General features: G+C 47.5%; 8 protein-coding genes, 2 rRNA genes and 1 riboswitch. Of the genes, 2 read left to right on the top strand and 8 right to left on the bottom strand.

Going from position 1 to position 12673, the window contains the following annotated elements; genetic code table 11:
* Nucleotides 1-33: 33 nt before the first annotated feature.
* Nucleotides 34-2961 (bottom strand): 23S ribosomal RNA (locus EFK13_RS15860).
* Nucleotides 2962-3130: 169 nt separating this feature from the next.
* Nucleotides 3131-4680 (bottom strand): 16S ribosomal RNA (locus EFK13_RS15865).
* Together the 16S and 23S rRNA genes form the textbook arrangement of a ribosomal RNA operon.
* Nucleotides 4681-5148: 468 nt before the next feature.
* A riboswitch (TPP riboswitch) is annotated at nucleotides 5149-5250 on the top strand.
* 100 nt (nucleotides 5251-5350) lie between these two features.
* Here EFK13_RS15865 and thiT point away from each other — a divergent pair.
* A complete protein-coding gene (gene thiT, locus EFK13_RS15870; protein WP_129507778.1) occupies nucleotides 5351-5929 on the top strand; it encodes an energy-coupled thiamine transporter ThiT in 579 nt (192 codons plus the stop codon).
* A 41-nt stretch (nucleotides 5930-5970) separates the two neighbouring features.
* Here the strand turns inward: thiT and EFK13_RS15875 are convergent, their stop codons facing one another.
* The 3 genes from EFK13_RS15875 to EFK13_RS15885 are packed head-to-tail and all read right to left on the bottom strand — an operon-like array spanning nucleotide 5971 to nucleotide 8591.
* The gene (locus tag EFK13_RS15875; protein ID WP_129507777.1) at nucleotides 5971-6492 is read right to left on the bottom strand and encodes a GNAT family N-acetyltransferase; all 522 of its coding nucleotides are present in this window, start codon (nucleotides 6490-6492) and stop codon (nucleotides 5971-5973) included.
* A gap of 24 nt (nucleotides 6493-6516) precedes the next feature.
* Nucleotides 6517-8046, bottom strand: a complete 1530-nt coding sequence (gene floT / locus EFK13_RS15880) for a flotillin lipid rafts scaffold protein FloT (RefSeq protein ID WP_129507776.1) — start codon at nucleotides 8044-8046, stop codon at nucleotides 6517-6519.
* A 20-nt stretch (nucleotides 8047-8066) separates the two neighbouring features.
* Nucleotides 8067-8591, bottom strand: a complete 525-nt coding sequence (locus EFK13_RS15885) for an NfeD family protein (RefSeq protein WP_129507775.1) — start codon at nucleotides 8589-8591, stop codon at nucleotides 8067-8069.
* Nucleotides 8592-8759: 168 nt separating this feature from the next.
* On the opposite strand from EFK13_RS15885, the gene EFK13_RS15890 reads away from it, so the two are divergent.
* Complete coding sequence (locus EFK13_RS15890) at nucleotides 8760-9248, top strand: DinB family protein (protein ID WP_129507807.1); 489 nt, start codon at nucleotides 8760-8762, stop codon at nucleotides 9246-9248.
* A gap of 5 nt (nucleotides 9249-9253) precedes the next feature.
* Here EFK13_RS15890 and EFK13_RS15895 read toward each other — a convergent pair whose 3' ends face one another.
* The 3 genes from EFK13_RS15895 to betB form a co-directional block, all read right to left on the bottom strand.
* Complete coding sequence (locus tag EFK13_RS15895) at nucleotides 9254-9835, bottom strand: MOSC domain-containing protein (protein WP_129507806.1); 582 nt, start codon at nucleotides 9833-9835, stop codon at nucleotides 9254-9256.
* An 83-nt stretch (nucleotides 9836-9918) separates the two neighbouring features.
* Nucleotides 9919-11127, bottom strand: coding sequence for a choline dehydrogenase (gbsB, locus tag EFK13_RS15900; RefSeq protein WP_129507805.1), 1209 nt, complete (start codon nucleotides 11125-11127; stop codon nucleotides 9919-9921).
* 16 nt (nucleotides 11128-11143) lie between these two features.
* Nucleotides 11144-12616 carry a betaine-aldehyde dehydrogenase gene (betB, locus tag EFK13_RS15905; RefSeq protein ID WP_129507774.1) on the bottom strand — a complete coding sequence of 491 codons (1473 nt, stop codon included), beginning with the start codon at nucleotides 12614-12616 and terminating at the stop codon, nucleotides 11144-11146.
* Nucleotides 12617-12673: the final 57 nt, after the last annotated feature.

Below are 12673 nucleotides of genomic sequence, written 5' to 3' on the forward strand. Positions count from 1 at the left end.
AAACTAGATAACAGATGTGACATCATTCAAAATGTGGTTAAGTCCTCGATCGATTAGTATCTGTCAGCTCCATGTGTCGCCACACTTCCACCTCAGACCTATCAACCTGATCATCTTTCAGGGATCTTACTTCCTTGCGGAATGGGAAATCTCATCTTGAGGGGGGCTTCATGCTTAGATGCTTTCAGCACTTATCCCGTCCGCACATAGCTACCCAGCGATGCCCTTGGCAGAACAACTGGTACACCAGCGGTGCGTCCATCCCGGTCCTCTCGTACTAAGGACAGCTCCTCTCAAATTTCCTGCGCCCGCGACGGATAGGGACCGAACTGTCTCACGACGTTCTGAACCCAGCTCGCGTACCGCTTTAATGGGCGAACAGCCCAACCCTTGGGACCGACTACAGCCCCAGGATGCGATGAGCCGACATCGAGGTGCCAAACCTCCCCGTCGATGTGGACTCTTGGGGGAGATAAGCCTGTTATCCCCGGGGTAGCTTTTATCCGTTGAGCGATGGCCCTTCCATGCGGAACCACCGGATCACTAAGCCCGACTTTCGTCCCTGCTCGACTTGTAGGTCTCGCAGTCAAGCTCCCTTGTGCCTTTACACTCTGCGAATGATTTCCAACCATTCTGAGGGAACCTTTGGGCGCCTCCGTTACCTTTTAGGAGGCGACCGCCCCAGTCAAACTGCCCACCTGACACTGTCTCCCCGCCCGATAAGGGCGGCGGGTTAGAAGGTCAATACAGCCAGGGTAGTATCCCACCGATGCCTCCACCGAAGCTGGCGCTCCGGTTTCCAAGGCTCCTACCTATCCTGTACAAGCTGTACCAACATTCAATATCAGGCTGCAGTAAAGCTCCACGGGGTCTTTCCGTCCTGTCGCGGGTAACCTGCATCTTCACAGGTACTATAATTTCACCGAGTCTCTCGTTGAGACAGTGCCCAGATCGTTGCGCCTTTCGTGCGGGTCGGAACTTACCCGACAAGGAATTTCGCTACCTTAGGACCGTTATAGTTACGGCCGCCGTTTACTGGGGCTTCAATTCGCACCTTCGCTTACGCTAAGCGCTCCTCTTAACCTTCCAGCACCGGGCAGGCGTCAGCCCCTATACTTCGCCTTACGGCTTCGCAGAGACCTGTGTTTTTGCTAAACAGTCGCCTGGGCCTATTCACTGCGGCTCTCTCGGGCTTGCACCCTAACAGAGCACCCCTTCTCCCGAAGTTACGGGGTCATTTTGCCGAGTTCCTTAACGAGAGTTCTCTCGATCACCTTAGGATTCTCTCCTCGCCTACCTGTGTCGGTTTGCGGTACGGGCACCTCTCACCTCGCTAGAGGCTTTTCTTGGCAGTGTGGAATCAGGAACTTCGCTACTATATTTCGCTCGCCATCACAGCTCAGCCTTATGGGAAACGGATTTGCCTATTTCCCAGCCTAACTGCTTGGACGCGGATATCCAATACCGCGCTTACCCTATCCTCCTGCGTCCCCCCATTGCTCAAATGGTGAGGAGGTGGTACAGGAATATCAACCTGTTGTCCATCGCCTACGCCTTTCGGCCTCGGCTTAGGTCCCGACTAACCCTGAGCGGACGAGCCTTCCTCAGGAAACCTTAGGCATTCGGTGGAGGGGATTCTCACCCCTCTTTCGCTACTCATACCGGCATTCTCACTTCTAAGCGCTCCACCAGTCCTTCCGGTCTGGCTTCACAGCCCTTAGAACGCTCTCCTACCACTGTTCGAAGAACAGTCCGCAGCTTCGGTGATACGTTTAGCCCCGGTACATTTTCGGCGCAGAGTCACTCGACCAGTGAGCTATTACGCACTCTTTAAATGGTGGCTGCTTCTAAGCCAACATCCTGGTTGTCTAAGCAACTCCACATCCTTTTCCACTTAACGTATACTTTGGGACCTTAGCTGGCGGTCTGGGCTGTTTCCCTTTCGACTACGGATCTTATCACTCGCAGTCTGACTCCCAAGGATAAGTCATTGGCATTCGGAGTTTGACTGAATTCGGTAACCCGGTAGGGGCCCCTAGTCCAATCAGTGCTCTACCTCCAAGACTCTTACCTTGAGGCTAGCCCTAAAGCTATTTCGGAGAGAACCAGCTATCTCCAGGTTCGATTGGCATTTCACCCCTACCCACACCTCATCCCCGCACTTTTCAACGTGCGTGGGTTCGGGCCTCCATTCAGTGTTACCTGAACTTCACCCTGGACATGGGTAGATCACCTGGTTTCGGGTCTACGACCACGTACTCATGCGCCCTATTCAGACTCGCTTTCGCTGCGGCTCCGCATCTTCTGCTTAACCTTGCACGGGATCGTAACTCGCCGGTTCATTCTACAAAAGGCACGCCATCACCCGTTAACGGGCTCTGACTACTTGTAGGCACACGGTTTCAGGATCTCTTTCACTCCCCTTCCGGGGTGCTTTTCACCTTTCCCTCACGGTACTGGTTCACTATCGGTCACTAGGGAGTATTTAGCCTTGGGAGATGGTCCTCCCGGATTCCGACGGAATTTCACGTGTTCCGCCGTACTCAGGATCCACTCAGGAGAGAACGAAGTTTTGACTACAGGGCTGTTACCTCCTATGGCGGGCCTTTCCAGACCTCTTCATCTACCTCGTTCTTTTGTAACTCCGTGCAGAGTGTCCTACAACCCCAAGAGGCAAGCCTCTTGGTTTGGGCTAATCCCGTTTCGCTCGCCGCTACTCAGGGAATCGCATTTGCTTTCTCTTCCTCCGGGTACTTAGATGTTTCAGTTCCCCGGGTCTGCCTTCTCATATCCTATGAATTCAGATATGGATACCACTCCATTACGAGTGGTGGGTTTCCCCATTCGGAAATCTCCGGATCAAAGCTTGCTTACAGCTCCCCGAAGCATATCGGTGTTCGTCCCGTCCTTCATCGGCTCCTAGTGCCAAGGCATCCACCGTGCGCCCTTTCTAACTTAACCGTTAAAAAGAATCACTATGTGATATCTTGTATTACTAATTGAATGTGATGTCTACTGTTATCTAGTTTTCAAAGAACACGTTTCGAAGGAATGATCCTTCAAAACTAAACAAGACAGGGAACGTTCTGTTTATAAGACCCAAGGTCTTATATTCCGTAAATATCCTTAGAAAGGAGGTGATCCAGCCGCACCTTCCGATACGGCTACCTTGTTACGACTTCACCCCAATCATCTGTCCCACCTTCGGCGGCTGGCTCCTAAAAGGTTACCTCACCGACTTCGGGTGTTACAAACTCTCGTGGTGTGACGGGCGGTGTGTACAAGGCCCGGGAACGTATTCACCGCGGCATGCTGATCCGCGATTACTAGCGATTCCAGCTTCACGCAGTCGAGTTGCAGACTGCGATCCGAACTGAGAACAGATTTGTGGGATTGGCTTAACCTCGCGGTTTCGCTGCCCTTTGTTCTGTCCATTGTAGCACGTGTGTAGCCCAGGTCATAAGGGGCATGATGATTTGACGTCATCCCCACCTTCCTCCGGTTTGTCACCGGCAGTCACCTTAGAGTGCCCAACTGAATGCTGGCAACTAAGATCAAGGGTTGCGCTCGTTGCGGGACTTAACCCAACATCTCACGACACGAGCTGACGACAACCATGCACCACCTGTCACTCTGCCCCCGAAGGGGACGTCCTATCTCTAGGATTGTCAGAGGATGTCAAGACCTGGTAAGGTTCTTCGCGTTGCTTCGAATTAAACCACATGCTCCACCGCTTGTGCGGGCCCCCGTCAATTCCTTTGAGTTTCAGTCTTGCGACCGTACTCCCCAGGCGGAGTGCTTAATGCGTTAGCTGCAGCACTAAGGGGCGGAAACCCCCTAACACTTAGCACTCATCGTTTACGGCGTGGACTACCAGGGTATCTAATCCTGTTCGCTCCCCACGCTTTCGCTCCTCAGCGTCAGTTACAGACCAGAGAGTCGCCTTCGCCACTGGTGTTCCTCCACATCTCTACGCATTTCACCGCTACACGTGGAATTCCACTCTCCTCTTCTGCACTCAAGTTCCCCAGTTTCCAATGACCCTCCCCGGTTGAGCCGGGGGCTTTCACATCAGACTTAAGAAACCGCCTGCGAGCCCTTTACGCCCAATAATTCCGGACAACGCTTGCCACCTACGTATTACCGCGGCTGCTGGCACGTAGTTAGCCGTGGCTTTCTGGTTAGGTACCGTCAAGGTACCGCCCTATTCGAACGGTACTTGTTCTTCCCTAACAACAGAGCTTTACGATCCGAAAACCTTCATCACTCACGCGGCGTTGCTCCGTCAGACTTTCGTCCATTGCGGAAGATTCCCTACTGCTGCCTCCCGTAGGAGTCTGGGCCGTGTCTCAGTCCCAGTGTGGCCGATCACCCTCTCAGGTCGGCTACGCATCGTTGCCTTGGTGAGCCGTTACCTCACCAACTAGCTAATGCGCCGCGGGTCCATCTGTAAGTGGTAGCCGAAGCCACCTTTTATGGTTGAACCATGCGGTTCAAACAAGCATCCGGTATTAGCCCCGGTTTCCCGGAGTTATCCCAGTCTTACAGGCAGGTTACCCACGTGTTACTCACCCGTCCGCCGCTAACATCAGGGAGCAAGCTCCCATCTGTCCGCTCGACTTGCATGTATTAGGCACGCCGCCAGCGTTCGTCCTGAGCCAGGATCAAACTCTCCGATAAATGAATGGATCACAGGTTAAGTTCACCGCGTTCTGCGGCGACACCTGTGTGATCTATATCGTGCAGATCCTAGTTTGACTGACTACGCAAATCACTGTGCGATTTTATAAAAATGAATTAACAGGTACGTTTTGTCTTGTTTAGTTTTCAAAGATCATGACTGCCACTCAACGAAGCAGCTTTACTAATATAACATCCAGCTTCATTTTTGTCAACAACTTTTTTTAAAGTGTTTTGAAGCTTCTTGTTTTGTCTGCTGTTGATCAGCGACGTTTAATAATATAACACCTGTATTTATTTATTGCAATAGCTTTTTTAAAAAAACTCTATAAAACAAATAAACTATAATCTTGTCATGAGTTCTATAATAGTGTTTATCATATAACTATTTTAAAAGAACATATACATCGATCATGTAATCTTGTTGTTTTTTTCTTTTTCTTGTATAGTAGAAACGAACTAAATACTGATGACCACAAGGGGAGCATTAAAGCTGAGAGTGAGCGGTTTCGTTCTGACCCTTTGAACCTGTTAGTTAACGCTGGCGTAGGGATGTGGCAAAGTCAAATGAATTGCAGATCGTAAAGCAGTGCGTGGAACTTTTCTCATCCTTCCGCGTGCTGCTTTTTTGTTGTCCTTTTGGATTGTCTATCAACGGAAGGGGATTTTTATGAATCAATCTAAGCAACTCGTTCGCCTTATTGAAATTGCCATTATGACTGCGGCTGCTGTTATTTTAGACATCGTCTCAGGAATGTTTCTTAGTATGCCTCAAGGAGGCTCGATCTCCATCATGATGATTCCGATCTTTTTGATTTCGTTTCGCTGGGGTGTGAAAGCAGGCCTTACTACCGGTCTGCTGACTGGTCTGGTTCAAATAGCAATCGGAAACTTATTCCCACAACATCCTATACAGCTATTGTTAGATTATATTATCGCGTTCGCAGCTATCGGAATAAGCGGATGTTTCGCTTCTTCTGTCCGTAAAGCCGCTGTAACCAAAACAAAAGGAAAATTAATTGTCTCAGTGGTCAGCGCAGTTTTTATCGGCAGTTTCCTGCGCTATGCCGCTCATGTCATTTCAGGAGCTGTGTTTTTCGGCAGCTACGCTCCAGAAGGAACGCCGGTATGGATTTATTCTTTAACTTATAATGCTACTTATATGGTTCCTTCATTCATCATCTGTGCAATTGTCCTTTGTTTATTGTTCATGACAGCACCGCGTTTGCTCAAAACTGACAAAGCTTAACGTGACAACCCCCAGCGCCATCCGCTGGGGGTTGTTTGTTGTTATTCGTTAAGAACTATTTTCAAAGCAGAAAGATCCGGCCAGCCAAACCCTACTTCCTTCAGTCTTTCTCCCGCGATTTCAAAGCTGTCCTCCGCTACTCTTTCAGGTGAATAAGCCTGATAAAATGCGATCGAGGGGTTCTTTTCAATCACCCAGACAAACATGCTCGAAAAGCCACGTTGAAGCAAAAACTCTGTTCCTTTTACTAAGAGCGCTCTCCCTGCTCCTTGCCGCTGACGCTCTTCTAAAAGGTAAATAGCGTAAAGCTCACCGTCATAGCCATCTTGTTTAGAGCGGATAGGTCCAAATGAAGCAAAGCCGAATATTGAACCTTTTTCATCGTGAGCGACAAAAACACCCTTTAACGAGCGGCTTTTCCATTTGTCTTCAAATTCCTTGTAATCCAGACTGTTTAAATATTCAGCCGGGACAATTCCGTGATATGTTGTCCTCCAGCTGTCTACATGCACTTTTGCAATGTCCTTTATATCCTCTAGCTTTGCTTCTCGTACATTTGCCATCCGCCGCTATCCTTTCATTAGTCATTATTCTGATTTTTGGACCGTTTTTGCTTCTTTTATTTCATTTGTTAATTCGTTAATGCTTTGTTTTACGTTTCCTTTTCCTGAAAAGTTCTCAATCATTTCTTTTACGTCAATTCCCGACGATGCTTTTAAGCTTTCTTGCAGGCTTGACATTAAGTTCGTCGCATAGCTTGTTACCTTGTTGGCGCCGCTTGATTCACCGCTTCCTCCAGTATCAACGACGGTGATTTTATCAATATTTGAAAGAGGAGCCGCTGCTTGTTTCGCGTATTCTGGAAGCATTTTTACGATCATATCGAAAATCGCCGCCTGCCCGTACTGTTCAAAGGCAGCCGCAATTTTCTCTTTTGCTTCCGCTTCTGCCAGACCTTTTAGGCGGATGACCTCAGCTTCTGTTTCCCCTTTCGCTTTTTCAGCTTCTGCTTTTGCTAGTCCGTCGATTCTGACTTTTTCCGCCTCAGCCTTCGCCATTGCTTCTATACTGTACTTCTTGGCATCGGCTTCGGCGAGCTGTTTGGCTTTCTCAGCTGCCGCGGACTGCTCGACTGAATAACGGTCTGCATCGGCTTTTTTCTTTACCTCTGAGTCATATTGACGTTCACGGCGAAGGATTTCTTTTTCCTCTAGCTCAATTTGTTTTTGGCGTTCGATAATTTTAACCTGCATTTCCTGCTCTGTGACTTGCTGGCGGGCTCTGGCAGTCTCTAAATCATATGCCTGGTCGGCATTCGCTTTTGCCGTATCTTGTTCTCTGCGATATTCAGCCATTTTGAGCTGATTGATTTTTTCAGCTTCAGCGATTTCCGTCGCCCGTTCAAGTTCTGATTTTTTTGCATCTTTATCGGCTTCTGCCCGCTTAATTCGGGTTTCTTTATCAGCCTCAGCTGTTGCGATGTCAGCATCACGTTTTACTTGGGCAATTCTCGGTTTTCCTAATGATTCAAGATAACCGTTTTTATCACGCACATCTTTAATCGTAAAGGAGACAATCATAAGCCCCATTTTTGCGAGATCCTGTGAAGCGACACGCTGTACCTCTTGAGAGAACTTTTCTCTGTTTTTATAGATTTCTTCGACTGTCATTGAGCCGAGAATGGAACGAAGGTGGCCTTCTAATACTTCTCGCGCTTCCTGCTCACGGTCGTCTTTTGATTTTCCTAAAAATTGTTCGGCCGCTGTAGCGATTTCTCCTATAGAACCGCCGATTTTAATAATCGCAGTTCCATCGGCCATTACAGGCACTCCTTGTTCTGTATAGACCTCAGGTGTCGAAACATCAAGTTTGCTTGATAAAAGGCTTAGCGGCTCTGCCTGCTGGAAGACAGGAAGGACAAAGGTTCCTCCGCCTCGGACGATTTTAATGCGATTGCCGCCTTCATCGACATGAACATTTTTATTGCCCAAATAGCTCCCAGTTACGATTAACGCTTCATCAGGCCCTGCTGTACGATACTTTGTGATAAACACGGCTATTAGTGCAATTAATAAAAAGAATACAACTCCGATGACAATTATAATCGGCATTGTCATATCACATTCCTCCTTGTGTTTTACATAGGTTCATACGGAGTAACCGAAAGAACTCCGTTGTTGACATCTACGACCAAAACCATTGTTCCGTAACTGATTTGCTGATTATCAAAGCTGACCGCTGACTTCGAGATAATGCCGCCTATCCCTTCAATGACCACTTCACCAAACCCGTCAATAGGAACAGCTGTAATCACTTTACCGACTCTCCCTCTTAGATCATCTTCTTTATAAGCCAATGATTCTTCTGCGGATGATAATGGCACCAGAACAAAGATGTGAAGCAATACCACCAGCATGATCGAAAGGATGCTCGAGAAAAGCGCGATGAACATGCTGGAAAGCGGCAATACAAGCTCGCCTATATATCCTCCTGCTGAAAAGAATGTAAAAAAGGCGAGAACCAATGTCGGATTAAAAAACGGTATGCCTTCTGACAGCCCTGCAAATACATCTCCGAAAAATAGAAATAACAGCGTAAGACTGCCCGCAATAATAAGCGTATAAAGATAAACCGTTTGTATAGGAACGCCAAATAACTCCAATTTCCTCATCCTTTCTTCATCAATGCATTGACGAACGGCAGCCGTTACCATTTATACGAGACACAATGAAAAAGGTTTCAAAATTTTAAGACAAATAACCCATTTTGAAGTGCTTTATAAATGATAATTGCTTATATATATGGTAATGTCATTTTAGGAGGAGATATGATGAGTATCTTTAATGAAGCCAGATTAGAAACGTGGAACGAAGTGAAAGGACTTTCTGACGAAAAGCTGAATCAAAAGCCTTCTGCTGAAGAATGGAGCATACGGGAAGTTCTTGACCATTTGAAAAAAATCGATATGGCCGCACAAAAAATGCTGAAGGAACGTGTAAAGGAAGCTCCTGTTAAAGAAGTGAAAGAAAAACCGCTTGAGACTGCACAGGACAGAAACAACAAACGGAAAGCCCCGACTCATCTTGAGCCTGAGTATGATTTTATTTCAGGCACCCAAATGAAACGCGAGCTCGATGTGGTGAGAGAGCAGCTGACAGCTGTAATTGCATCCTTGAAAGAAGAAGATTTTGAGAGAGTGCTTCCGCATCCTTTGTTTCAAGAGCTGACTGTCAGACAGTGGATCGATTTTATCGGCCATCATGAAAAACGTCACATCAGCCAGATTAAAGAAATTAAAGAAAAGATAGAAAGGGCCTGATGTGATCAGACCCTTTCTGCTTTTCGCGGTTTGACTTTCCGCTGATAGGAATGAACTTCTATTTCATCACCTGCGTAAACAGCTCCTGGTCTCTCAACAATACAGACAATCCCTCTTATGCCGAGTGCGCAGCGGACAAAAGCCGGCGTGAGCTTCGGCTTGTCCGGATAAAAAGACTGAATGACTTCTCCCGGCTGGATACATGGATCATTTTCTCCCTCACAAAGCAACGCGGCTCCGCTAGGAAAAATGAGCCTGCTTCCTTCTTTTAATGAAGTAAGATCAGGTAAGCCGCTAACTGCCACATTCGCCCCGAGCCATTCCGGCAAAATGCTTGGCACTCCCATTTTGAACGCAATTTCATCACATTCCTCTAATGAAACAATAGAAATCTGTCTGCGGTTGAAAATTTCAGTTCCTCTGGAAAACATCGGTTCTCTGGCTCCCGCTTTTTTGGTCAGGCCAAAGTGCAAGTCGCCTGGGATGCCGCCATAATCAAAATCAAGCTTGTCCATTTGCTTTGTTACGAAGCTATCTGTATCTGCGATATACACGCCTTTTGTTTTTGCGGTCATACGCTTCCACATCAGCAGCACCTTCCTTCTTCCTAAAATTTTCATCTATGTCATTATCCCAAAAAATCCCGCTCTGTAAAGGAGCGGGACATGAGTTATACCGTTTTCGGTGTAAGGTTAAAGCAGCGTTTGTAGATCCAATTGTATGCTTTTTCATTTAAATCTCTAGGATTTCCAAAGGTTTGCGGATCTTTCATCGCTTCTTTTGACAAGCGTTCGATCATATCAGGTGAGACGCCCTGCTCTTCTAAAGCCGGCACTTCTAAGTCTTCGACAAGGTCATACATCCAATTGACAGATGCTTTCGCAGCTTCTTCTGTTGTCATCTTGCTTGTATCGATACCGAACGCTTTCGCAATTCGTGCAAATTTCTCAGGATAGCCCTTCCAGTTGTATTCCATGACAGGGCCCATCATCGCGGCCACACATTGGCCATGAGCAACTGGGATAATACCGCCAAGCGTTTGACTCATCGCATGAGCCGCGCCCGCTGATTCACTGCCGTAAGAAAGACCTGCAAGCATCGCAGCCTGTGCCATTCCGTATCTCGCCTCCAGATCCGCTCCGTCAGCGAATGCTCTTTTAATGTAATGAGCAGCATATTCAATCGCCATCAAGGCAACTGCATCTGTGATTGGCTGGGCAAATTTCATTGTATAGCACTCAATGGCATGAGCAAGCGCATCTATTCCCGTCATGGCTGTTACATGCGGAGGCATTGAAATGTGAAGCTCAGGATCAATAATGGTCAGGTGCGCTGCGATCAGCGGACCGCCCGTGTTGAATTTGAATTCTCTTTCTTCATCTGTGATAACCGCCCATTGGGTTACTTCTGATCCTGTTCCAGCCGTTGTCGGAATTGTCGTCAGTGGAGGAATACGGTTTTCCAGCGGTTTTTTCCCATCTGCCGCTTCATAATCAAGCACGCTTCCTTCGTGAGTGGCTTCTACTCCGATTGCTTTTGCTGTATCCATGGAGCTTCCGCCTCCGACTGCCACTAAACCATTACAGTTCTCTTTTTTGTATAGCTCAGACCCTTCATTCACCAGACGAACAGGCGGATTTGGCTCTACTTTATGAAAGAGCACCACTTCAATGCCTGCTTCTTTAAGTGACTCAATAACAGGATCAGCGACACCGGCTTTATAAATCCCAGGGTCTGTAACAAGGAGCGCTTTTGAAACGCCCAGCGCAGCTACTTCTTCACCCGTATGCTTGACGGCCCCGATTCCGTGCTTAATCACCGTCGGAATTTCAAATGTGTGGAATTTATGCATGCTTTCTACTTTCATATTTAACGTCATCATCAATCTCCCCCTCTTATGAATTGAACCAATTAACCGCTGCCGGTTTTGTATTGCGATACACATGTTTGACTTCTGTGTATTCTTCAAGGCCTATTTTTCCAAGCTCGCGTCCGAACCCGGATTGCTTATAGCCGCCCCATGGCGCCTGCGCAAAGTACGGATGGAAATCGTTAATCCAAACTGTTCCCATTCTCAAGCGGGCTGCTACGCGTTCGCACTTTTCAATATCTTTTGACCATACCGCTCCGGCCAAGCCATAGATGGTGCCATTCGCAAGCGCGATGACCTCTTCTTCCGAGCTGAAGGCTTCGACTGTCAATACAGGTCCGAAAACCTCTTCCTGAACGATTCTCATATCAGATTTACAGTTTGAGAAAATAGTAGGTTCGTAGAAAAATCCGTTTTGCAGCTCAGAGTCTTCCGGACGTTTGCCTCCTGTCGCTAGCTTCGCGCCTTCTTCTATTCCGATCTCTACATATTTTTCGACCTTTGCCCTGTGCTCTGCCGAAATAAGCGGTCCGCTTTCTGTCTCTGCGTGAAAACCGTTGCCGAGTTTTATGCGTTTTGCCCGTTTGACAAGCTCTGTTAGAAATTGATCGTGAATGGCATCCTCAACAAGCAAGCGGGAACCGGCAGAACATACTTGGCCGGCGTGGAAAAATACAGCGTTTAATGCCTGATCAACCGCAACCTCTAAATCCGCGTCCTTAAAAACGATATTTGGATTTTTTCCGCCCAATTCAAGCGCGATTTTTTTGACGTTTCCGCTTGCCGCCCGCATGATTTTTTTGCCTGTTTCGATTCCGCCCGTAAACGAAATCAAATCGACGTCTTTGTTTACAGCAAGCTCGTCACCCACTGTAGCTCCCGGTCCAAGAACAAGGTTCGCGACACCTTTTGGAACACCGGCTTCTTCCATCAGCTTAAAGACTTTGATTGTCGTCAGCGGTGTGATTTCACTCGGCTTCATGACAATCGTATTACCTGCAGCAAGCGCAGGCGCGATTTTCCAGCTTGCTTGCAGGAGCGGATAATTCCATGGAGTGATCTGGCCGCAAACCCCGATTGGCTCTCTGATAATTTTGCTTTCTGAATCGGGGATCGGAGATGAAATGATCTCTCCGCCATCCTTATCTGCCAATCCAGCGTAATATTGAAAAACATTGGCGATATCGTCCATATCAGCCTTGCTTTCTTCGAGAGTTTTTCCCGTATCAAGCGATTCAAGCTCAGCCAGCTCATCGAGATCGCGCCTGATTAATTCCGCAATTTTCAGAACAATCTTCCCGCGTTCAAGCCCGGAGAGAGCTGACCATTCTCCTTTGTCAAATGCTTTCCGCGCGGCTGCGATTGCCTTGATGGCGTCCTCTCGCCCTCCTTCGCTTACGGTGGCAATTTCTTCTTGGTTAAATGGATTGATAATGGTGCGGATCTGTTCTTTTTCGGCACAGATCCATTCTCCGTCAATGTATAATCTTTGACTCATATAAGCCTCCTTGACGTAAATAAAGTTTGTTAAATAAAAATTTAATGTTTTTAACAA

Origin of the sequence: Bacillus cabrialesii, assembly GCF_004124315.2 — a bacterium.
Lineage (GTDB): Bacteria > Bacillota > Bacilli > Bacillales > Bacillaceae > Bacillus > Bacillus cabrialesii.

Bases quoted from the DNA above. Each gene is read 5' to 3' on its own strand.
- floT (WP_129507776.1), bottom strand. From the start codon at position 8,046: ATGACAATGCCGATTATAATTGTCATCGGAGTTGTATTCTTTTTATTA.
- EFK13_RS15890 (WP_129507807.1), top strand. From the start codon at position 8,760: ATGAGTATCTTTAATGAAGCCAGATTAGAAACGTGGAACGAAGTGAAA.
- EFK13_RS15895 (WP_129507806.1), bottom strand. From the start codon at position 9,835: ATGTGGAAGCGTATGACCGCAAAAACAAAAGGCGTGTATATCGCAGAT.
- thiT (WP_129507778.1), top strand. From the start codon at position 5,351: ATGAATCAATCTAAGCAACTCGTTCGCCTTATTGAAATTGCCATTATG.
- gbsB (WP_129507805.1), bottom strand. From the start codon at position 11,127: ATGACGTTAAATATGAAAGTAGAAAGCATGCATAAATTCCACACATTT.
- betB (WP_129507774.1), bottom strand. From the start codon at position 12,616: ATGAGTCAAAGATTATACATTGACGGAGAATGGATCTGTGCCGAAAAA.
- EFK13_RS15875 (WP_129507777.1), bottom strand. From the start codon at position 6,492: ATGGCAAATGTACGAGAAGCAAAGCTAGAGGATATAAAGGACATTGCA.